17 protein-coding genes are annotated in these 21716 nt (G+C 57.7%); 6 read left to right on the plus strand and 11 right to left on the minus strand.

What is annotated here, in order from left to right; all coding sequences use genetic code 11:
* Positions 1-77 precede the first annotated feature (77 nt).
* Positions 78-224, minus strand: a complete 147-nt coding sequence (locus ACVW0R_RS12010) for a hypothetical protein (RefSeq protein ID WP_457502109.1) — start codon at positions 222-224, stop codon at positions 78-80.
* 122 nt (positions 225-346) lie between these two features.
* On the opposite strand from ACVW0R_RS12010, the gene ACVW0R_RS12015 reads away from it, so the two are divergent.
* The 5 genes from ACVW0R_RS12015 to ACVW0R_RS12035 all read left to right on the plus strand — a co-directional run bounded on the left by ACVW0R_RS12015 (position 347) and on the right by ACVW0R_RS12035 (position 7037).
* Entirely contained in the window at positions 347-1324 is a 978-nt protein-coding gene (locus tag ACVW0R_RS12015; RefSeq protein WP_011431358.1) for a CobW family GTP-binding protein, read from the plus strand.
* A 28-nt stretch (positions 1325-1352) separates the two neighbouring features.
* Positions 1353-2213 (plus strand): hypothetical protein, encoded by an 861-nt coding sequence (locus ACVW0R_RS12020; protein ID WP_457502110.1) that lies wholly within the window; start codon positions 1353-1355, stop codon positions 2211-2213.
* A gap of 201 nt (positions 2214-2414) precedes the next feature.
* Positions 2415-4502 carry an excinuclease ABC subunit UvrB gene (uvrB, locus tag ACVW0R_RS12025; protein WP_011431356.1) on the plus strand — a complete coding sequence of 696 codons (2088 nt, stop codon included), beginning with the start codon at positions 2415-2417 and terminating at the stop codon, positions 4500-4502.
* A gap of 82 nt (positions 4503-4584) precedes the next feature.
* Positions 4585-6441, plus strand: a complete 1857-nt coding sequence (locus tag ACVW0R_RS12030) for a mechanosensitive ion channel family protein (RefSeq protein WP_457502111.1) — start codon at positions 4585-4587, stop codon at positions 6439-6441.
* Between the two features lie 77 nt (positions 6442-6518).
* On the plus strand, positions 6519-7037 hold the full coding sequence (locus tag ACVW0R_RS12035; protein WP_240527320.1) for a DciA family protein: 519 nt from the start codon (positions 6519-6521) through the stop codon (positions 7035-7037).
* 172 nt (positions 7038-7209) lie between these two features.
* Here ACVW0R_RS12035 and pxcA read toward each other — a convergent pair whose 3' ends face one another.
* The 6 genes from pxcA to ACVW0R_RS12065 form a co-directional block, all read right to left on the minus strand.
* Positions 7210-8580, minus strand: coding sequence for a proton extrusion protein PcxA (gene pxcA, locus ACVW0R_RS12040; RefSeq protein WP_240530517.1), 1371 nt, complete (start codon positions 8578-8580; stop codon positions 7210-7212).
* Between the two features lie 157 nt (positions 8581-8737).
* Complete coding sequence (locus tag ACVW0R_RS12045; protein WP_099812766.1) at positions 8738-10141, minus strand: glycosyltransferase; 1404 nt, start codon at positions 10139-10141, stop codon at positions 8738-8740.
* An 82-nt stretch (positions 10142-10223) separates the two neighbouring features.
* The gene (locus tag ACVW0R_RS12050) at positions 10224-10340 is read right to left on the minus strand and encodes a photosystem II reaction center X protein (protein WP_011431350.1); all 117 of its coding nucleotides are present in this window, start codon (positions 10338-10340) and stop codon (positions 10224-10226) included.
* 113 nt (positions 10341-10453) lie between these two features.
* Entirely contained in the window at positions 10454-10807 is a 354-nt protein-coding gene (locus tag ACVW0R_RS12055) for a ferredoxin-thioredoxin reductase catalytic domain-containing protein (protein WP_099812767.1), read from the minus strand.
* Between the two features lie 312 nt (positions 10808-11119).
* The gene (locus tag ACVW0R_RS12060; protein ID WP_457502112.1) at positions 11120-11524 is read right to left on the minus strand and encodes a universal stress protein; all 405 of its coding nucleotides are present in this window, start codon (positions 11522-11524) and stop codon (positions 11120-11122) included.
* 210 nt (positions 11525-11734) lie between these two features.
* Complete coding sequence (locus ACVW0R_RS12065) at positions 11735-12169, minus strand: alpha/beta hydrolase (RefSeq protein ID WP_240527803.1); 435 nt, start codon at positions 12167-12169, stop codon at positions 11735-11737.
* Between the two features lie 659 nt (positions 12170-12828).
* Here ACVW0R_RS12065 and eno point away from each other — a divergent pair.
* Positions 12829-14127, plus strand: coding sequence for a phosphopyruvate hydratase (gene eno / locus ACVW0R_RS12070; RefSeq protein WP_011431347.1), 1299 nt, complete (start codon positions 12829-12831; stop codon positions 14125-14127).
* On the opposite strand, the gene ACVW0R_RS12075 is transcribed toward eno, so the two are convergent.
* From ACVW0R_RS12075 to ACVW0R_RS12090, 4 genes are all read right to left on the minus strand, one after another.
* Positions 14124-16175, minus strand: a complete 2052-nt coding sequence (locus ACVW0R_RS12075) for a prolyl oligopeptidase family serine peptidase (RefSeq protein ID WP_457502113.1) — start codon at positions 16173-16175, stop codon at positions 14124-14126. The two genes, eno and ACVW0R_RS12075, sit on opposite strands and share 4 nt — an antisense overlap.
* Positions 16176-16495: 320 nt before the next feature.
* On the minus strand, positions 16496-20212 hold the full coding sequence (locus ACVW0R_RS12080) for a PAS domain S-box protein (protein ID WP_457502114.1): 3717 nt from the start codon (positions 20210-20212) through the stop codon (positions 16496-16498).
* A gap of 142 nt (positions 20213-20354) precedes the next feature.
* Positions 20355-20921: a hypothetical protein gene (locus ACVW0R_RS12085; protein ID WP_099812771.1), complete on the minus strand. Its 567-nt coding sequence runs from the start codon at positions 20919-20921 to the stop codon at positions 20355-20357.
* A 76-nt stretch (positions 20922-20997) separates the two neighbouring features.
* On the minus strand, positions 20998-21606 hold the full coding sequence (locus ACVW0R_RS12090; protein ID WP_457502115.1) for a Uma2 family endonuclease: 609 nt from the start codon (positions 21604-21606) through the stop codon (positions 20998-21000).
* Positions 21607-21716 lie beyond the last annotated feature (110 nt).

Below are 21716 nucleotides of genomic sequence, written 5' to 3' on the forward strand. Positions count from 1 at the left end.
CGTCAGCATCGCGTAGTGACAACGGAAACGGACAGAATGCTATCGCTTCACCGCTGAGCAGTAATGCTCAGCAGTGTTCAGCGTAAATGTATCAGCGAGGTCAAGGCGCTCGACATCGGCCCAGCGGATCTGCCGGCGCAGCCCACCCAGACGGGGTAGGTGGATTGCATGCCCACCTCGTCCACCCGAACCTGCTGGCTTAGGGATCCCAGCAGCGCCGCCATTCAGTCCAGATCCTGGAAAACTGGCCCTGGAGCTAAGCTAGTAGAGCCTCCAGAGAACCTGAGAAAAGGGTTTGTTGGCCGCTTGTCGATTGAGTCTTGAGTGATTGATATGTAATGAATGTATGAAAGCTCAGCTTCCGGTTACAATTTTGACGGGCTTTTTGGGCAGTGGTAAAACCACGCTGCTCAAGCGCATCTTGCAGGAGGAACACGGGCTGCGCATCGGGGTTATCCTCAACGAGTTTGGCGAGATCTCCATCGATGGCGAACTGGTCAACATGCCCCAAGGAGGGCTGATGCAGCTCAGCAACGGCTGTCTCTGCTGCACGGTGCGGGAGGATCTCGAACGGGCGGCTCGCGAGCTGCTTCAGCATGCCCAGGCGTTGGACTACCTGGTGGTGGAGACCAGCGGCGTGGCGGATCCCAGGCAGGTGGCCGAGCTGTTTGTACAGAGAACCTTCCACGAGGAGCTGCGCCTGGATGGGATGGTGACCCTGGTGGATGGGGCCGAGTACTGGCGCAACTTCCAGCGGTCCCAAACTACCGCCCACCAGATCAGCAGCGCCGACATCTTGCTCCTGAACAAGGTAGATTTGATCACCCCAGCCGAACAAGAGAAGATCCTGTTAGATCTGCGTCGCTACAACCCCGACGCTCCCTGTCTGCCCACCACCCACGCCCAGGTGCCCCTGGCCCGCATTTTGGATGTGCACGCCTTTCGCCCAGAGCTGTGGGATCCCAAGCTCTCCGCTGCCGAGGCTGAAGGTCACGCTCACCCCAGTCACCATCTGGAAGAAGACGGGATCCAATCTCTGAGCTTTCAACTGCAGCAACCGCTGGATCTGGCGGCCTTCCGCGATTGGCTGCAGGATCTGCCGGAGACGATTTTTCGCGCCAAGGGGGTGCTGTGGGTTGCGGACGAGCCGCAGCGGGTTATCTTTCATCAGGTGGGCCGACGACAGACCCTCTTCTTGGAGCGGGAGTGGGATCCCGATGAGCCGCGTTGGTCAAAAATTGTCTTCATCGGCAAGGAACTAGAGCGGGAAGCGCTGGCCGCCGGCCTCAACCGGCTGTGTCGGGCAACCGCCGCCTGCCCATGAGTCCAAGTTTTGGGATGGGATAACCGCGATGGCCCGCAGCAAACTTTCAGAACAAGAACAACAGCAAATTGTTAGCACCTACCGCGGCTCGGCAGCCACTGCCGCCGAATTGGCCGAGCAATTTCGGGTAAGCGTTACCACCATCACCCGTGTCCTCAAGGAAAACATCGCTGCCGACGAGTACCAGCGGCTGATCCAGCTCAAACGCTCAGCAGCTCGCCGCAAAGACACGGGCGAGGAACCCACCCTTCCCCTGGACGGCATGGAGGGGCAACAGGTCTTGCCCCCACAGGGGGCTGCCGACGCCTCCGATCTCAGCGATGTCAGCGAAGGGGAGCGGATCCCTGAGGACAGGACGGCCACGGTGGCAGAACTGGCCCCCGAAGAATTGCCGGCCCAGCTCGTAGCCGAGCTTCAAGAAGACCTAGAAGGCGACGAGGACAACGACCTGGAAGACGAAGAAGACGATGACGACGAAGAAGAGGATGCCGACGATTTTTTAGACGACGCGGCAGCGGTGCCCTCAGAAGATCCCTTGGCGGATCCCGTCCATCACATCCAAGTACTCCCCCTAGAGAAGCTCGACCTGCCTGAGACCTGTTATGTTGTGGTGGATCGCTACCAAGAGCTGACCACCCGCCCCCTCAAGGAATTTCTGGGGCTGGGATCCCTGCCCGTAGAGGGGATCGAAAACGCCAATACGCTGCCCATTTTCGACAACCACAAGGTGGCTCGGCGCTTTTCCGAGATGAGCCGTCGTGGCAGCAACACCTATCCGCCCTACCGGGTCATCCAATTTCCCGGATACATTCTGGAGATTGTACGCCCACAATTGCAGAAGAAAGGCATTACCCATCTGCTAATCGATGGACAAATTTACAGCCTGTGAGGTGTAGCCGCCGAATTCAACTACAGCTTGCTCTTTCGTCAGGAGATCCAGCGCACCGACGGAAACTCCACTGACAAAGGTTTTAGCTTATGGGACGATATAGGTTCTGGCCAAGCAGGCTGTAACTGCCCAGTTGTCTAAATTAAAAGTCTTAACCAGAACACTCAACCATGGATCCTCAAAAGATCAACGGATAGACTTATGTCGGAGTTTCAACTGGTTTCTTCCTATCAGCCCACGGGGGATCAACCCAAGGCGATTGCCGGCTTGGTGAAGTCGATTTTAGAGGGCCATCGCTTTCAAACCCTGCTGGGGGCAACCGGAACCGGCAAAACGTTTACCATTGCCCATACTATCCAGCAAGTCGGCAGGCCCACCTTGGTGATGGCTCCCAACAAAACCTTGGCCGCCCAACTGTGTAACGAGCTGCGAGAGCTTTTTCCCTACAATGCCGTCGAATATTTCATCAGCTATTACGACTATTATCAACCGGAAGCCTATGTGCCCAGCACCGATACTTACATCGCCAAGTCTTCTTCCATCAACGATGAGATCGACATGTTGCGGCACTCCGCTACCCGCTCTCTATTTGAACGGCGAGATGTCATCGTGGTGGCCTCGGTAAGCTGCATCTACGGCTTGGGCATGCCGGAGGAATACCTGAAGGCTTCCATCCCCTTCCAAGTCGGCCAGGAGATCAACCAGCGGGAGGTCTTGCGGGATCTGGCCGGCATTCAGTACGAGCGCAACGACCTGGAGCTGGCGCGGGGGCGATTTCGCGTCAAGGGCGATGTGCTGGAAATTGTGCCGGCGTATGAAGATCGGGTGATCCGCATTGAATTTTTTGGCGATGAGATCGAGGCCATTCGCCTGATTGATCCGGTTACAGGTGAGATTTTGACCAGCCTCAGCGCCCTCAGAGTCTACCCGGCTCGCCACTTTGTAACGCCAGAAGCCCAGTTGCAGCAGGCGATCCTCAACATTGAGCAGGAGCTGGAGGAGCAACTGGCTTTCTTTCGCAAACAAGGCAAGCTACTGGAAGCCCAACGGCTAGAACAGCGCACCCGCTACGACCTGGAAATGCTGCGGGAGGTGGGCTATTGCAACGGCATCGAAAACTACTCTCGGCACCTGACGGGGCGCAAGGAAGGGGAGCCGCCTGCTTGTTTAGTGGATTATTTCAAGGCCAACGATTGGCTCTTGGTGGTGGACGAATCCCACGTCACCGTGCCGCAAATCCGCGGCATGTACAATGGGGATCGCGCCCGCAAGCAGGTGCTGGTGGATCACGGGTTTCGCCTGCCCAGCGCCCTCGACAACCGCCCTCTCAAAGCCGAGGAGTTCTGGGCCAAAGTCCACCAATGCGTCTTTGTTTCCGCCACGCCCGGCAACTGGGAACTGGAGCAAAGCGGAGCCCAATTTGAAACGGTGGTGGAAAACGGCAAAACCCTGAAGTTCTATGTGCCGGGCACCGGTCGGGTTATAGAACAGGTCATTCGGCCCACCGGGGTGGTGGATCCGGAAGTGCATGTCCGCCCCACAGCCGGGCAGGTGGAGGATTTGTTGGGAGAGATCTACCTGCGATTGGAACGTTCGCAGCAGGGCCTCCCGGAACGGGTCATTGTGACCACCCTCACCAAACGCATGGCCGAAGATCTCACAGAATACTTGCAAGAACGCGGGATCCGGGTTCGCTATTTGCATTCCGAGATCAGCTCAATTGAGCGGATCGAAATTTTACAAGATTTTCGCGAAGGAGCTTTTGACGTACTGGTAGGGGTCAATTTGTTGCGGGAAGGGTTGGATTTGCCGGAAGTCTCCTTGGTGGCCATTTTGGACGCGGATAAAGAGGGATTTTTGCGGGCGGAGCGATCCCTGATTCAGATGATCGGGCGAGCAGCGCGCAATGTCCGTGGCACGGTGGTGATGTACGCCGACACCCTGACCGGCAGCATGGCCCGGGCCATCGCCGAAACCCAGCGCCGCCGGGAGATTCAATTGCAATACAACCGCCAACACAACATCACTCCTAAGCCCATTATTAAGAAAAACAGCAACGCCATTCTGTCTTTTTTGGCCATCTCCCGCAAACTCAACAGCCAAGACCTGGAAAAAGCCTTTCCAGTTGCAGACGAAATCCCTCTTTCGGAGATTCCAGAGCTGATCGGCCAACTGGAACTGAAGATGAAAGCAGCGGCCAAAAACCTGGAATTTGAAGAAGCTGCGCAACTGCGAGACCAAATTAAAAAGCTGCGCCAACGCCTTTTGGGCCACCATCAGAGCACTTAAGGTCCTCGCTTGGATCGGCCAAAATCGGGATTTGCTTATGCCACCATAGGCTTACAGCAGCATCCTAGGGATCCCCGAGACAATGGGCGTTCGGGTCCAACGAGCCATTCGAGACTCTGTCCTGCTGAAGGGAGCGGCCCTGGCGGTGGGGCTGATAGCCGGGATTGGCCTCTGGCTCCTGCCCGCTCCGGTCTCCAAGGCTGCTGGGATCCCGGTGGCCCAAGCCCTCGAGTTGCGGGATCCCGGCTTTTCCCACCCCACTCCTGCCGAAGCGCCAACTCTTGAGGGATCCCCTTCCCCGACCTCTAGCCCACTGCGGATCCCCTTGACCGGCCAAGAGGGCACAGAAGTCTTGGTGGGGAACATTCCGGTGTTTCGCCTGCAGACGGCAGAATACCCCAGCGATGTGCGGGCCGACAACGTGCGGGCAATCATTGAGCGCTTCTTGGAAGAAGGCCAGTTGCCAGAGCCGGAGGTACGGGTGGCCCAGGATGCCAACGGCCAGTACGTCCTCCGCCTGGGAGAAAGAGGTCGCTTTGAGGCCACCCAGCGGTATCTGTTTACCGTCACCTATGCCGACGCCGCCGCCGAGCGCAGGGTGCCGCTGGGCCAGGTGAGCCTCAACGACGTGCGTCTGGTGGCCAACACTTGGGCGCGGCGGCTGGAGCAAGCCATTGCCGAGTACCGGCAGGATCGGCTGGATCTGCAGCGGGCGCAGGATCCGCGCGTGCTGATGCTCACCATCCTGGCCGGGCTGGCCACCGTGGCAGTGGGGTTCTTTCTCTGGCGGCTGTTCGACCGCAGTCTCGTCCGCCTGCAAAGTTGGTTGGAGCTCAAGGCCGACCCGGCCTGGGGGAGCTGGATCGACATCGCAGGGGTGCTGCTGCGAGGCCTGGGGGCAATTCTCATTGCCGGCATCTCTCTGGATCGCGGCATCAGCTTTATACCTGCCCTGCGGCCTTTTCAGCGCGCTTTTTACCTGGGCTTGGGGCGCGTGGTGGCCACGGCGCTGGGCGTCCTCACCCAACCGCTGCTCAATTCCAGCGTCTCCATCGCCAGCTTGCTGGTCTTTTTTGTGCTGGCCGCTTTGGTCTTCACCGTTGCCCACTACGTCAGCGTTGGCTTTAAGCAGCGGTTTCTGAGCCGGCTGGGACTGGATCTGGGCACCCAGGAGTCTACAACGGCCATCTTCAAGTACATCCTCACCCTGTTCGGGATCCTCTTGGTCTTGCCCTTCAGTGGCCTCAATTTGGGATCCCTGGCGGTGATTGCCGGGGCGGTGGGTTTGGGGATCGGTTTTGGTCTGCAAAACCTCTCCAACAACTACATCAGCTACATCGCCATCCTGCTGGAGCGCCCCATCCAAGTCGGGGATCTGGTGGAAGTGGACAACCTGCTCGGCACCGTGGAGCGCATTGGCCCGCGGGCCACCGTCCTGCGCACTTTGGATCGCATCTTTGTAATCGTGCCCAACTCCCGCTTCACCGAGTCGAAGGTGGTGAACTGGAGCTACCGGGATCCCCGCTGTCGCATCCACATTCCCGTGGGCGTGGCCTACGGCTCCGATACCACCTTGGTCACCGAAGCCCTGCTCAGCGCCGCCAAGGAAAATCCGCGGGTACTGAGCAGCCCCGCCCCGCAGGTGTGGCTCAAGTCTTTTGGCCCCTCTTCCCTCAACTTTGAGCTGCTGGTGTGGATCAACCGGCCCCAGGATCAATTTGTCTTGATCAGCGAGCTGAACTTTGCCATCGAAGCAGAGTTTCGCCGGCGTGGGATCCGCATCCCCTTCCCCCAGCAAGATATTCACATTCGCAGCCTCGAAGGATTTGCTCCCCCCAGTCAAAACGGCGGATCCCGTTCCCTGCCCGATGCCGCTTCCATTCAGTCCGCCCTCAGCGAAGCGGCAAAATCGTTGGAAGACCAAAATGGCGTTTCCTGAGCGACACCATGCTGCAACGGTTAGATGAGGCACTGGGTAGCTTTGGCAGCCATCCGTGTTGGGCTGAACTGAAGCAAATGCAGCTCCTAAGACAGCTCTGGCCGGAAGTGGTGGGAGAGGCGGTAGCAGCGCAAACCTATCCCCTCAACCTGCGCCGCCAGGTGCTACAGGTGGCCACCTCTACCCCGTCCTGGGCGCAAAACTTAACTCTGCAGCGCCAGCTCATTCTCAGGAAACTCAACAGCCGCCTGCACCCTCCTCTCAGCGACATTCGCTTCAGCCCCGGCGCTTGGCACGAGGGATCCAGCCCGTCCGCTCCCCACCCTGATGCGGAGTTGGTAGGCAAGTTTTACCCCATCTCATCTGCAACCCCAGCCCAAAAGCAGCCTGCAACCGCTCGCCGCTCCGGCTCACGGCCGTCTCCCGCCGATGCTAAAGCCGCTTTCGAACGTTGGGCCCGACTGGTGAAACAGAGACAAACTCAGCAAAACCTGTTCCCTTGCCCTGCCTGTGGCTGCCCCGCCCCTGCCGCCGAACTGGAGCGTTGGTTGGTCTGCGGGTTTTGCCATCGCCAGTCCTTGCGCGTGCGCAGCTAACTCAGGGAACTCAAATTAGGGCTGTTTCCAGGGGCAACGAAACAACTCGTTAGGTCGATCCCCAGCTCCCTTCTCCCAGAGGGAGAGGGGCCGGGGGTGAGGGGAACTCCCCCTGAGGTTGTGGATGGTGGCGGCAGCGGCCTGGATTCTCGATGAAGGCAACTGCAAACCCTCAATCGTTCATGGCGTGGTAGGTGGCCACCGCCGACGGCGATACGCGGTTCAAGTAGCGGAAGATCCAGTACTTAAAGAGTGTATCGAGGAAAACCGGAAAAGTGGCAATAAAGCCGTAGATAAAATTGCGGTTTTCTGGCAGACCCAGGTGGGCAGCTAAGCTGCTCAGCAGCACCTCCCAGCCATGGGGAGAGTGGTAGCCGACGAACACATCTGTGAAGAGAATAATAATGAAAGCCTTGGCACTGTCGCTGAGGCCATAGATCAGGCGATCCAAAAAAGACTTGAGAACTTCAATTTCCTCGCGCCCGATGAAGATCAGCCAGCCAAACACCAGCAGCGATAGCACGTCGGCAAGGACGTTCTTGAGGCCTTCCAAATTCTTACGGCTGTATTTTTGCAGCAACTCCTCTGCCTTCTTGGACAGTTGGTCTTCGGATTCCAGGTCGAGCTCTGGAGATTGGTGGTGTAAAGCCCGCTCAAACTCTATTTTTTCCTTGAAAAACTCAAACTCGGAGAGAGCCTTTTCTTGAAATTCGTAGCTCAGAGCCAGGATGGTGGGCTCCCGCGGCTGAAAGCGATCCACCAACGGCCCGAACAGGAAGTGTTTCGAGAAAATCTGGACAAGCAGCGGCAAAATGGCCAGCAGCAACAAAAACCGAACTGCCACCAGTGTGCGCGTGCGTTGGCTGCGATACTCCTGGAGCAGCTCTTCTTCTGCCTGCGAACTCAGCTCACGGCGGATCTGGTTGGCCGTACGCAGGATGGAGCGAGGCAGGAGGGCCGTTTTAGAGGCAACCGGGGCATTGCTGTTGTCGAGGTTTGTCTTAGCAAGATTGGTCTTGATGGAGGGATCGGAGGGCTCCGGCTGGCTTGAGGTCAGTGGCTCTGGTTGCTCTTGAGACTTGGGGGGAGGGGAGGTGGACCTGGGTTGAGCAGCGGGGCGCTTGTAGCGCGAGGTCACCTGATCGATAAACTCCAGCTTTTCCAAAATCGAGGGATCCCGACTTTGCCGGCCATTTTCAGCGTCTTTACCGTCGTTTTCAGAAGGGCCGACGGGGGCCTCTTTGGCCTGATCTTTGTCGGAAGAGAAGGGAGGGCCGCTGCCATTTTGCTCGGGATCCGGCAGGCGAGAAAAAACGCTACTGGCCCTGAACTCCGCTAAACTAAGATCAATTTGACGCAATTCCTGGCGCAATTGGATCTGAAAGTAGCGGCTGGTGTTTTGGCCGTGGTTTCCGTTGCTGCCGATGGATCCCCCCTGAAAGTAGCGGTCTTCGATGGCTTTGATGCGCAGGGCAGCTTCATAGGCTCGATCGAGGGAGCGTAGGGGAGTACTTGAGATCCATTGGCCGAGCCTGCTCAACACGGATTCCCCCATTGCTTTTTCCTGTGGCGGTTTTTCTCAGGGCTGATCCATGCATTTTTCAATGGCTAACTATTGTAACAACTTCTGGGAGGCTGGGCAGGGATCCGGATGGGGAAGCGGCCCGTCTGGATCAAAACCGTGTTGAAGGGGTTAGGGCTCAGGATCCCTTGAAGCGGCTGAGGGCAAAAGCGCAGATCTGCAGCAGCCGCAGCCCGTCCCGCACATGTTGGATGTTGGAGCGCCCATAGGTTCTGGGGAAGTAGCGCACCGGGATGTCCAGGATCTTGAGGGTGCGCTTGGCCGCCCCCAACAACAGGTCGAAATCCCCAAACGGGTCAAAATCCCCCCATTCTTGCCGCAGCTTGGCAATCTGCCAATAGTCCTCCCGCCACAGGGCCTTGGTGCCGCAGAGGGAATCTTTGATGCGGATGCCGAGAATGTGGGAGAGGAGAGCGGCAAAAAAACGATTGGCCCACTGGTTGAGGCGCGGCATCGCTTCTGGTTTCAGGGGATAGACGAGGCGGCAGCCGTTGGCAAAGTCGCACCGCCCGGAGGCCACCGCGCGGAAAAACTTGGGGAGCTCTTCCGCCTGGACAGTCAAGTCGGCGTCGAGAATGATCAGCACATCGCCGCTGGCCGCGGCAAACCCCTTGCGCACCGCATCTCCCTTGCCTTTGCCCTCTTGCCGGAGAGCCTGGATGGTGCGGATCCCCTGGTATTCGTCCTGAACCCGCTGGATCTCAGCCCAGGTGTCGTCGCTGGAATGCCCCTCTACAAAAATGATCTCGGTGCGGGATCCCATCTCTGGCAACTGCTGCACACAGCGGCGGATGTTGCCCGCCTCGTTGCGGGCTGGGATCACCACTGTGCAAGAAGGTTGCTCCTCAAGGGGGGGATCCCAGGCGGGATCGGGCTGGGGGCGGGCGATCGTGTATTCCGTTAGACAAAGGGCGTTGATCCCGGGCAAGGGGGCAATGAAGCGGTTAATCAGCGTCGAAAGCAGTGGGATCCGCCGCGGCAACAACAGCCGCTTGCCCTGCTGAATGACCTCGTACCCTGCTAGGTGCAGCAAATTGGCCACATCGCCTGCCGAGAGCCAGTTGGCTGCCGGCAGGGGCATGCGCTGCTTGAGGACGGTCGCCAGGCTTAGCAGCGGCTCCCAGAGGGGGTTGTGGTACGAGAGGATCAGGCGAGTGCGCGGGGTACAAAAACGGCGCAGCCGCTCAAGAACCTGCTGAACGTCTGCCAGGTAGCCCAAGGTGTTGACGAGCAAAATAACGTCAAAAGGCTCCGCTAAGATGGGATCCTGCTTGTCCAGCGTGTGGGCATCCTGCACCCGAAAGTGAAGATGGGGAAACTGCCTCTGCGCCTGGGCAACAATCTCTGCGTCCCAGTCAATCCCCACCCCAAAACTGGGCTGCAAAGCGTTGAGCAGGGATCCGGTGCCGGAGCCGATTTCCAGAATGCGCAGGCCTGGGGGAACGAAGAAGCGGTGCAGCCGCTCCAGATCCTCGTGGTAGTAGCGGTTTTTTTGCCGCCAGTAGTGCAGGGGGTGGGTCAACGCTCCCGGGATGTCGCCAGATCAGCTTTAGATCATAAAGGGCGGTGGGCAATCCGCAGACAAGCCCTGGCGAGCAGGAGACTCAGCGACGACGCACCCTATCTCTTTGGCTGACGAAGACGATGGCGCCGAAGAGAAGCCCCAGCACCACTGCGCCGTACAGCAAGCTCCAGAGAAAGTTAGCCAGTGAGGGAGTCATAAAAGAGTTTCCTCCTCCTGCGAATAGCAACTACCCAGCTATTCTCTGACTATACCGATCTTTGTCACCCCTCCCCGCCCGATCGTCCCCTCCAATGACAGGCACTTGGCCGATTATTTCGTTTGGTATTCCAGGGGCACCTCCTCTAGGGTTTGGCTGGTGCCGGCAAAGGGGTTGTCTGGGGTTAAGAAGAGCATACAGTGACATTCTTTGCGCTCGCGCATTGGCACGCAGGGGCAGTTCCAATAGCCGGCTTTCACTTCCGCCTCTTTGTCTTCGTAAAAGCGGCAGGGACAGAGCGGAGCGCCCAACTGCTCTTTGTGGAGAGCCAAGCCTTCGATCACTGCCGTCGTAATCGTAGGATCAGAGCAGAAAAAAGTGTCGGTACGTTTGGCGTAGGTTTCTGCGAAATGCCGCATCACCTCGAAGGTCTTCTGGGAGGCCTTGTTGTAACCACGACTTTCCATGACGATTCCTAAAGGTGGCACTAGTGAATAGCAATGGAGCTTACAGCTTTTCCCAGCAACGCTGACCAACGCTCATAAAAATCAGATGCTTCTCCTGTATGACAGGGATCCTACCTCTCCACAAGATTCTCACAGAGTCGGAAAAAGCTTTATCTCGCTCTTCGTTGTACTGCAGACTTTTGGACAATACAAATATCAGCCGCCTTGCTGTTACAGAAGGCAACATTCGGGTTCTTCAGCCAGAGCCGGCCTCAACGCACTCTACAGAATAGAACAAAACAGCAAGAATGGCGTCGGCTGGGATCCCCTTCCTCAAGGCACCACCAGCACCGGGCAAGGGGAGAGGTCGATGACCCGGTGGCTGACGGAGTTGTTCTGTCCCTCGGCAGACAAGCTGAGGCCGCGGGATCCCATCACGATCAGGCTGATCTCCAGCTCGTCCGCCACGTCGCAGATGACAAAAGGAACCTTCCCCTCGCGATACTCGCTCTTGACATTTTGGATGCCAATCTGCTGGAGGCCAGCCTCAGCCTGTTTGAGCAAGTTGTGGATACTTTGGCGGGCTTGCTCGGCTTGCTCTGGGCTCAGGTCCGTGCTGTCTAGGACGGAGAGCAGATAGACCTGGCTCTTGTAGCGCTGCGCTATGTCCGCCACCAAGGGCAGGGCGTGGCTAGTTTCGCGCGAGTTGTCGATGGGAAAGAGCAGTTTGTCGAACATAGTCGCGGATCCCACACTTAAGCCCGCCCCTTCCCTATCCACGTCGGGGGCTGGCCCTATTCTACCAATCAATTTTACCGGAAGCTCAATGGCCTCCTTCCACCCCTGCCCGTTTTTCTATTGTCAGGGGCTCGACCTGGGCTGCAAACGGAGCCCCTCTCTTGTTGGGATGAGCGGCCATGCCCATCATCCCGCAAAACTCCAGCCGCCTTAGGCCATGCTGGGCTGAAATTTACGCAATTCCTGCCAAAAATCCATGATTTTCAGATTGACCAAACTTGGAAAAGAATAATGAAAAAACTGTCGTCCCCCAGGGCAAAACCACATTTGATCCCCTGGCTTTAAGTGGTTTCCCCACTTCTCGAGCGAAGCGGGATCCACAATGGGGTCATCCTCGCTGGCGCAAACCAACATCGGCACCGACACTTTCTGGGTTGGAATCGCTACCACCTGAAATAGGGAGTGAGGTATGGGGGAAGTGTCTAAATCTTTAGCCAGGGCATAGGAGAGTGAGCGCGCTCGCCACTGTTCTGAAGCTGGCAGAAGGCTCTGGGCTATACGCACCAGGAGCTGTTCTCGGCTACAGCAAAACATTTTTCGCTGCATGGGCCACATGCGCCCCCAGCAGCCAAAAAGATCAGTCAAACGGGCGTTGCCCGCCCCCTAGGGGATCTACTTTTGCAAGTTAGATCCCCCTTTTTGCCCTCAATGTTGTCGCTGTCATCCCCGCTCCTTTTGCGTTGCTAAACAAGCTTTTTTAGGAAAAGGCCAGAGACTTTGCCCCAGAGCTGCCTCTGGCCGCACGGACACATCCTTTCGAGCCATACAACCAATTATTGATAGTAAATCTCAACTTTAAGCTGTAGTCTACTCTAAGCTTCTTGAGAAAAGATATCAATATACTTAGGGTTAAGTTTTGTTAAAAGCTGGATTGACTTCGCAGGCTGCGGCTCTCGTAGGCGGTAGTTGTTCCTGAAGGGCCGGGTTTAAGCAAGGGATCCCGTGGCAGCTAGTGATAAAAAATCTCTTTTTTCTTGAGATTAGTTTCAATCAAGCCAGAGTTGGCCCAGCCAAGGGGTAAGGAGCCCAGAGGAGATGTCGAGACATCTGAAGCTGTGGACGGAGATAGGGCTTTATGTTCTCAGCTACTCCCTGCCTGTTCCTAGCTCAGACCGAAAGCAACTGTGCCGCCTGTGCCCATTAAAGTTTTCCGGAAGCCAAAGGGATCCGGGGGCAAAAATCCACTAGTCTATTGGCAATCTGGCTTCGGCCAGAACTGTCTAGCCAATTGCTGAGGTGCAACTGTGGAAACGGCCATCGAGTGGATTACCGCCCATGAGATCCTCGACTCCCGGGGGCAGCCGACCTTAGAAGCTTTGGTGGGCCTAGCCAATGGGGCAACCGGCTTGGCCCAGGTGCCCAGTGGCGCTTCGACCGGCACTTTTGAGGCTCACGAGCTGCGGGACGGGGATCCCAAGCGCTACGGGGGCAAGGGTGTGCTGAGGGCAGTGGAAAACATCCTCGGCCCCATCCAGTCGGAGCTGCGAGGGGAAGATGCCCTCAACCAGGCCCGCATCGACCAGTTGCTGATCGATCTGGACGGCACCCCCAACAAGTCGCAACTGGGAGCCAATGCCATCTTGGCAGTTTCTTTGGCTACAGCTAAGGCGGCTGCCAGTGCAGTGGGCCTGCCTTTGTACAGGTACCTGGGTGGACCCTTTGCCAACCTGCTGCCGGCGCCGCTGATGAATGTGCTTAACGGCGGCGCCCACGCCGACAACAACCTCGATATTCAAGAATTTATGATCGTGCCCATCGGAGCACCCAGCTTTCGCGAGGCGCTGCGCTACGGAGCCGAGGTGTTTGCAGCCCTAAAACAAGTGCTGCGGCAGAGGGGACTGTCCACGGGGGTGGGGGATGAAGGCGGATTTGCCCCCAACCTCGACTCCAACGCCGCAGCTTTGGATCTATTGATGACGGCTATTGAACAGGCGGGCTACAGGCCAGGGGAGGATATCGCCTTGGCCTTGGACGTGGCGGCCAACGAGCTGCTGCAGGATGGGCAGTACCACTTCGAGGGCAAAGCCCGCAGCGCCGAGCAGATGGTGAACTACTACGAGCAACTGCTGGCCAACTATCCCATCCTCTCCCTGGAAGACGGGCTGGCGGAAGAAGATTGGGCCGGCTGGCAGGCCATGACCGCCCGCTTGGGATCCCGGGTGCAACTGGTGGGGGACGACCTGTTTGTAACCAACCCGGCCCGGCTGCAGAAAGGCATCGACAGCGGCGCTGCCAACGCCATTTTGATCAAGCTCAACCAGATCGGCACCCTGACAGAGACGGTCTCGACCATTCAACTGGCCGTTCAGGCGGGCTTTCGCACCCTCATCAGCCACCGCTCCGGTGAGACAGAAGACACCACCATCGCCGACCTGGCGGTGGCCACCCGCGCCGGCCAGATCAAAACCGGATCCCTCTGCCGCAGCGAGCGCATCGCCAAGTACAACCAACTGCTGCGCATCGAAGACGAGCTGGGGGAAGCGGCCGTCTATGCCGGTCGGGTGGGCCTGGGGCCTAGGGGGTTGCCGGCGCGGAGTCGCTAGCCCGCTTGGATCCCCAGCACCTGCACCAAGAAGGCCCAGCGGTCGGCGGTCTCTTCGATGAGCTTGGCAGTGGGCTTGCCGGCCCCGTGGCCGGCTTTGGTGTCGATGCGAATGAGGATGGGCTGGGATCCCCCCTGGGCCGCCTGCAGGGCGGCGGCAAACTTGAAGCTGTGGGCGGGCACCACCCGGTCGTCGTGATCTGCCGTGGTGATCAGGGTGGCGGGGTAGGCGGTGCCGGGCTTGAGGTTGTGCAGGGGGGAGTAGGCGTAGAGGGCCTTGAATTCCTCCGGGTCTTCCGGGGATCCGTACTCGGAGATCCAGGCCCAGCCGATGGTGAACTTATGAAAGCGCAGCATGTCGAACACCCCCACGGCGGGGAGGGCTGCTGCAAAGAGATCCGGCCTTTGGGTCAGGCAGGCCCCCACCAAGAGGCCGCCGTTGCTGCCGCCGGCGATGGCCAACTTGGAGGGGTTGGTGTAGCCGTTGGCCATGAGCCACTCAGCCGCGGCAATGAAGTCGTCGAAGACCTTTTGCTTGTTGAGCTTGGTGCCCGCTTGGTGCCAGGCTTCCCCGTATTCGCCGCCGCCGCGCAAACTGGGCTGGGCGTAAACCCCTCCCCTCTCCAGCCAGGCCACCAGGCCCACCGAAAAGCTGGGGGTCAGAGAGATGCCAAAGCCGCCGTAGCCGTACAGCAGGGTGGGGTGATCCCCTGTCCGCGCTAGGCCGCGGCGGTGGACAAGGAACATGGGGATGCGGGTGCCGTCTTGGCTGGCGTAGAACACCTGCTGCACCTCATAGGCCTGGGGATCGAAATCCACCTGGGGCTGACGGAAGAGGGTGCTGCGGCCGCTGGTGAAGTCGTAGCGGTAGATGGTGGGGGGAGTGGTAAAGCTGGTGAAGGTGTAGAAGGTCTCGGTGTCGTGGCGCTTGCCGCCAAAGCCGCTGGCGGATCCCAGCCCTGGCAAGGGAATTTCCCCCAGGTAGGTGCCGTCTAAAGCAAAGGTCCGGATCTGAGTGTGGGCGTCTTTGAGGTAGAAGGCAACGAACTGGTTGTGGATTAGGCTAACTCCCTGCAGGGTCTCCTCGGCTTCGGGGATCACCTCTTGCAACTGACCTGGGTTGTCGAGATCAATGGCCACCAGTCGCCGCCGGGGAGCCTGGAGGTCCGTCAACAGCCAAAAGCGGGAGCCGTCGTTGCCGACAAAGGCGTACTCGGCCTGGAACTCGCGGATAAGCTCCACCACCGGCGAGCTGGGATCCCGCAGGTCTTTGTAGAAGAGGAGGTTTTTGGGATCCGTGCCCCGCCAGACGGAGATGATTAGGTAGTCTCCATCTTCGGTAACCCCGCCGGCAAAGCCCCACTCTTTTTGGTCAGGGCGGTGGTAGACCAAGAGATCTTCCGACTGGGGGGTGCCCAGGCGGTGGTAGTAGAGTTTTTGGAAGTAGTTGGCGCTTTCGTACTCGCTGCCAGGGGCCGGCTCGTCGTAGCGGCTGTAGAAAAATCCCTGCCCGTCCAGCGTCCAGCTGGCCCCGGAGAATTTAATCCAGCGCAGGTGATCCGGCAGGTCTTCTCCCGTTTCGATATCCCGCACCTTCCACTCCTGCCAGTCGGAGCCGGAGCGGGAGAGACCATAGGCCAGGTAGCGCCCGTCGCGGCTGATGGCAATCCCTGAGAGGGCCACCGTGCCGTCTTCCGAGAGGGTGTTGGGATCTAGCAAAACCCGCGCCTCTCCCTCCAGGCTTTCTTGGGTATAGAGAACGCTCTGGTTTTGCAGGCCGTCGTTTTTGAAGTAGAAGTAGCGGTTGCCCTCTTTGAAGGGCTGGCTGTATTTTTCGTAGTTCCACAGTTGCCTCAGGCGCTCCAGAAGCCGCTGCCGGGCCGGGATCCGCTGCAAGTAGTCAAAAGTTAGGCGGTTTTGCGCCTCGATCCAAGCTCGCGTCTGCTCAGAATCCAGATCCTCCAGCCAGCGATAGGGATCCGGCACCCCTTGCCCATGGTAGAAGTCGACAACAGTGGGATCCGGATGGCTGGGCGGGTAGTTGAGCATAGAGACGGAGCAACAAAAGACCAATTCCACTATGGCAGAAGCCTGAGACCTCAGCGTGGGATTTGACACTCCCACCCAAATGGACTCGCGAAGGCGCTGTCAAGACGCCCCTAGACAGTCCTTTGAGGCATAACCTCAAAGTTCTGCTTACTTCGGACTTAAGTTCCTCTAGGTTAGTTATTGCCGCGCGGGTTTTGCACCGCAGTAGGTTGTTTTCCTGGAGAAGCTCTGTACTAACTATAACAAAGAAGCAACTAAAGTGGCTCAAGGGCTTTTCCGCCCCGCACTCAAGTACGGGGCTACCAAGCTATCCTTTTGTGTCAAAGTTGGGGCAGATGAGGTAGGTGAAGCGTAAAGGTTGTCCAGCCGGCGGCGCTGCTCACCTCGATGGATCCGCGCAACTGATCCACCATCTGTTTCACCAAGGCCAAGCCCAGACCCGTGCCCCCTTCCTTCCAAGGATCGTTGCTGGGAATGCGGTAAAAGCGCTCAAAGATGCGGGTCAACTCCTCGGCGGGGATCGGCTGGCTATTGCTGACCTCGACGATGCTGCGGCGGTTTTCGGTTTCTACCCGTAGGCGGATGGATCCCTGGGCCGGGGTGTATTTCACAGCATTGTGCAGCAGCTCCCGCAGGATACGTTGCAACAGCAAGGGATCCGTTGTGATGGTGCTTTCTAGGGGGACGCTGGCTTGAAAGCTCTGCCCCTTGGCGCGGGCCCGCTCTTCGGTAACGGTCAGCAGATCCCCCAGCAGATCTCGCCAGGTGAGGGCTTGCACCTCCAGCGCATAGGCCCCCGCCTGCAGCCGCTGCAGATCCAGCAGGTCGTTGATGAGCTCGATCTCCCGCTGGCACTCCCGCTCGGCAATGAGGAAGTATTGCGCTCGTTTCTCCTCTGAGCGAGCTATCTGCAGCATTTTCAGGGCCATTTTCAGGCTGGCCAGGGGAGTGCGCAGCTCGTGGCTGACGGTGCTGATGAAGTCGTCTTTCAATTGGTTGAGGCGCTCCAGGGCTTGCACCTGCTCTTGGGCAGCCTGGAACAGGCGCGCCTGCCGCAGCCCAATGGCACATTGGTTGGCCACCTGCTGGATAAGTCGGATCTCCTGGTCGTCGAAAGGACGCGCCGCCGAGCGAAAGATCCACAGATCCCCCAGCACTTGGCCTTTATCTAGCAAGGGACAAGCCATTACTACCTGGCGGTTTTCCGAGGCTCGCCCTAAGAAGCAAAATAGACAAGGCTGCCCTGCAGTTAATTGTCGATACACGGTTTCGTAAGGCCCTCCCTGCAAAGGGATGGAGAGGTTCAGATAAGAATCGGAGCGGGGGCAATACTCGTAGCGGATGGTGGCAAGGGTGAAATCGGCGTTGTAAAGGCTGATGTCGCAGCCATCGGCATCTAGACTTTCTCCCAGCTCGCGCACGGCGGCGCTGAGGATCTCAGCTTCGTCGAGAGAATCGCGCACGCGGTTGATAATGCTTCTTAGGAGAGCCTCAAATTGCAAAGCCCGCTCTAGCTGCGCAGTGCGCTGCCGCACTTTTTCTTCTAGCGTTTGCTTTAGAGCTTTTATCTGCTCGTACAACTGAGCCTGTTGCAACGCGACAGCCAACTGGTCGGTCAGTTTCTGCAAAAGCTCAATTTCCCACTCCTGCCACGGGCGGCTGGATTGGCAGTGCTGCGCCACCAAGAGGCCCCAGAGATCCTCCCTCCGCCGAATCGGGATCACCAAGTTGGCCTGAGCCTGAAAGGATTCCAAGAGTTGCCGATGGCAGGGATCCAAACTGGCTGTCGCCACATTGTCGATGGCCTGCACAAAGCCCTGTTGGTACTTGCGATAGCAGGGATCCTGGCGAAAGCAAGCATCCCACACGGAGCGGCCCAAGTGGCTGGGCCAGGGATCCAGCACCGCCTCGGCAGCTACCCATCCCCCTATGCCGTCCTGTAACTGGTAGATCATCACCCGATCCACCTGGAGAAACTCTCGCACTTCCGCCGCCGTGGTCTGCAAGAGGGGCTGCAAGTCCAAGTTCTCGCGGATGCGGCGCAGCAGGGATCCCAGGAGTCTCTCTCGCTCTGCCTCTTGCAGCAGCAGATCCTGGGCTTGTTTGAGGGGGGTGATATCTACCACAATGCCGCAAACGGCATAGGGATCCCCTCGCCGATCCCGCAGGGCAAACTTGGTGATCCACTTTTCCAGTTCTTGCCCATCACGGCAAACAGTGCGCTCATAGCTGATGGGATGAGCAGATTGGATTGCCCTTTGATCCTCCTCGCGAAACTTCAGAGCTTCCTCTGGCGAGAAGAGTTCCGCATCGACTTTGCCGAGAACTTCTTCTGGAAGTTTACCGTTTTTCTGCAGGTAAGCCCGATTGACCTGTAAGTAGCGGCCCTGCAGGTCTTTAACAAAGATGGGAAAAGGGATCCCATCGAGGATAGCTTTGAGACGGGCTTCGCTTTCTTGCAGGGCCAGCTCCGCCTCTTTTTGCTGGGTGATATCTTCGGTAATGCCGGCAATGCGGATCACTTCTTGCTGTTCATTGAAAATAGGCCGGCAGGAAGTCCGCAACCAGCGCACCCGGCCATCTCGATGAATGATGCGATAGGTAATCGGCTTCTCTCCTTGGATGACCTGAGGTACGGCTTGCAAAATCCTCGGCAGATCTTCCGGATGAATCTTTTCTCGCCACAGATCGGGCTTTTGGTAAAACTCCTCCGGCTTGTATCCCCAGATCTGCTCGCACTGAGGGCTTTTATAAAACAATTGACTGAGATCTGGAGAATAGAGAAAGAAGGAAACCGGCACAGCCTCGGCCATTTCGCGAAAGCGGGCTTCGCTTTCCCGCAGCGCCTGTTCTGCCTCTTTTTGCTGGGTAATGTCGCGGGTGCTGCAGACAATTCCCCCTAGCGCAGGATCCTGCAAAAGATTGGTGCAGCGGCTCTCCAACCACACCCAATGGCCATCGGCATGCTGCATCCGATAGACAAAGCTGAGCGTCTCGCCAGGCCGAGCCTTCAGTTGTTCAAGGGCGTCGGCAACGATCTGGCGATCTTCCGGGTGAACCCAATCCAGAGGTATAGGTTCTCCCTCCTCAGGACAACGACCCAAGACTTTCTCGGTAACCGGGCGATTGAGAGTATGAACCAAGCCTTGGGCATCGATCCAACACAAAATGTCGTGGCTGTTGTCGAGGAAGGCGCGAAAGCGCTCCTGTTGTTCTCGCAGTTGTTGTTCCAGCCGCTTTTGCTCGGTAATATCCAAGACAATGCCGAGCCATCCCAAACCTTTGGACTCATCCTGCAGCTTGACAGCCAGGCGATAGGTGTAGCGCTCTTGGCCTTGGATGATTTCCTTGCTCTCCAATCGGGAAAACCCTTGCCGCTCCAGGTCAGACAAGGCTTGCCCAGTGTACTCCAGCCAGTGGGGATGTTGCTGCGCTGCCTCTTGCAGAGAAGTGCCCAGCAGGTCGCCATACCAGGCGCAGTCGGTGGCATTTTGCAAAATCAGCACTCCCTGGGGATCCCTGGCCCCTATGGCTGCCGGCAGGGCGTCCAGAAGAGCCCTCAGTTGGGCTTCCCGCAGGCGCAGATTTTCTTCCAGTTGCTTCTTCTCGGTAATGTCTCGGCCCACCCCGCGAATAAACTGCAAGCGGCCCCGCCGGTCGAAAAGGCCCTGGTTGATCCACTCAAACCACCGCACCTTTCCTTCCGCATCGAACAAGGGGTGAGCCCAAGCAAAGGTAGGCTGCTGAGGAGTAAGCTGGGATATCTTCTGCCGCACCTGCTCTTGCTCCTCTGGCGGCAAGGCCTCGATCCAGCGCCGGCCCTGCCAATTGCCGAAAACCTTCTGGCAGGCCTCGTTACACTCCACCACCGTTGTATCCGCCCGCGCCAGCATGATGACATCGGGAAAACCAACCTGGGCCTGATGCGGCCGCCGCCTCTGCCAGAAGACAAGCGCCAGGAGCCAGGCTGCCCACAAAAGCAGCCACGGCCAGTTGCCCAAAGCTTCCTCAACAATGGTCTCCCAAGGAATGATCATGACAGCTTAGCATTGCCAAAATTCTGTTAAGATAGGCGAGAGTGCCTATTCAAACCCACACCAATTCTCGGCAGTTTGCCAAGGATTGCCAAGTATCACAATCAACAACTATATAACCTCGGCAATTGCCCAGAAGGGAACCTCACAGGTTAAGATAGTCCTGGATCCAGCCCACCAGCCGCTGTGCCAGGGTAAGCGCTTCCGGCTCGCCTTCTTTGATCGCCGATTGGCTGCTGAAGCAAGCAATAACCTCTTCTTGAAATTTTTCTTCAAGCTTTTGTTCAAAAGCGCCGCGGCGAAACTGCAACCGCACCTGAGCTTGGATCTGAAAGCTCTCCCGCGCCTCCTCATCCAAGATCTCCTGTCCCAGCCGCTGCAGCCGCACCCCTTGCAATTGGGCGAGGGGATAAGAGAATACCTGCTGCCGCCAAAGCCCCCAGGGGCCACCCAGCCGGGTCAGGGTCGCTCGCTGCCGCTCCCGATCCAAGCTCAGGATCTGCCCCAGCCCCCAAGGGATCCCAATCCCCAGGCCCGCTGCTACGGCCAGCAACCCCACCAGCGGCGAGCGGCCCCAGAGCTGGGATCCCAGCGCCAACAGCCCCAAACCCGCCACCACCCGCCAGGCCAGTTGCTCAGGGGTAAACCTTTGCAGGGCAATTCGCAGCCGTCTGGGGTTGCGCTCCAGAACTTGCAGGTAAACCGGCCTCATGAAATTGGATCCCGTTTTTGGCGCCAGTTTACCAGGTGCCGCGGAACCCTGGAAGACTTGCGAGCTTGGCAAACAGCTAAAACTCAGGTTCGGCAAAAAACTCTGACAAATCCAAGGCAAACCCAGGGATCACCTCTTCGCCTTCCAGGATATCTCCTGGCCGCTTCAATGCTGCGGGCTCAGGCTGACGGTAAACCAAAACATACTTTTCTTCGGGATGAATAAGCCAAACAAAGCGGGATCCATTTTCAAAGTACTCGACGATTTTATTGTGGATCTCTCCCACTGTGTCGACTTCAGAGAGAACTTCTACAACCAAATCTGGGGATCCCTCGATATAGCCCTTGGGGATCCCGCCGAGAGATCGCAGCCGCTCCTTGGAGAAGAAAGAACAATCTGGGGAGCGGCGATTGCCAGATTTCATCTTAAACGAAGTATCGGAGTCAAAAGTAAAGCCAATCTTTTGGCTGCGAACATAGGCACCTAGGAGGATGTGAATCAAACTTACATAGTATCCATGCCTTGCACTTGCCGAACCCAAAGCAATCAGCTTCCCATCGACAACTTCATAGCAATTGCCATCATCGGGCAGAGCCATAAACTCTTCATCAGTCCAAATCTTCCGAGAAGCTGTTGCAGAGCTTTCGGCAGGTTCCTTTGCTAGCCTTTCCAGAGCTTCAATCATGGTAGCCCTCTCAGATACAGCCTTTTAATTTAAAATAGGGTACAGGTATTCAAGAGGAAGGAGAGAAAGGAATGCCGACTCATTCTTTGGATTTGCGGCAAAGAGTTGTA

Source organism: Thermostichus sp. MS-CIW-15 (assembly GCF_054060575.1).

Coding starts and splice junctions, on each gene's coding strand:
- ACVW0R_RS12010 (WP_457502109.1), bottom strand. CDS start 224: ATGGCGGCGCTGCTGGGATCCCTAAGCCAGCAGGTTCGGGTGGACGAG.
- ACVW0R_RS12015 (WP_011431358.1), top strand. CDS start 347: ATGAAAGCTCAGCTTCCGGTTACAATTTTGACGGGCTTTTTGGGCAGT.
- ACVW0R_RS12020 (WP_457502110.1), top strand. CDS start 1,353: ATGGCCCGCAGCAAACTTTCAGAACAAGAACAACAGCAAATTGTTAGC.
- uvrB (WP_011431356.1), top strand. CDS start 2,415: ATGTCGGAGTTTCAACTGGTTTCTTCCTATCAGCCCACGGGGGATCAA.
- ACVW0R_RS12030 (WP_457502111.1), top strand. CDS start 4,585: ATGGGCGTTCGGGTCCAACGAGCCATTCGAGACTCTGTCCTGCTGAAG.
- ACVW0R_RS12035 (WP_240527320.1), top strand. CDS start 6,519: ATGCAGCTCCTAAGACAGCTCTGGCCGGAAGTGGTGGGAGAGGCGGTA.
- ACVW0R_RS12050 (WP_011431350.1), bottom strand. CDS start 10,340: ATGACTCCCTCACTGGCTAACTTTCTCTGGAGCTTGCTGTACGGCGCA.
- ACVW0R_RS12055 (WP_099812767.1), bottom strand. CDS start 10,807: ATGGAAAGTCGTGGTTACAACAAGGCCTCCCAGAAGACCTTCGAGGTG.
- ACVW0R_RS12060 (WP_457502112.1), bottom strand. CDS start 11,524: ATGTTCGACAAACTGCTCTTTCCCATCGACAACTCGCGCGAAACTAGC.
- ACVW0R_RS12075 (WP_457502113.1), bottom strand. CDS start 16,175: ATGCTCAACTACCCGCCCAGCCATCCGGATCCCACTGTTGTCGACTTC.
- ACVW0R_RS12080 (WP_457502114.1), bottom strand. CDS start 20,212: ATGATCATTCCTTGGGAGACCATTGTTGAGGAAGCTTTGGGCAACTGG.
- ACVW0R_RS12085 (WP_099812771.1), bottom strand. CDS start 20,921: ATGAGGCCGGTTTACCTGCAAGTTCTGGAGCGCAACCCCAGACGGCTG.
- ACVW0R_RS12090 (WP_457502115.1), bottom strand. CDS start 21,606: ATGATTGAAGCTCTGGAAAGGCTAGCAAAGGAACCTGCCGAAAGCTCT.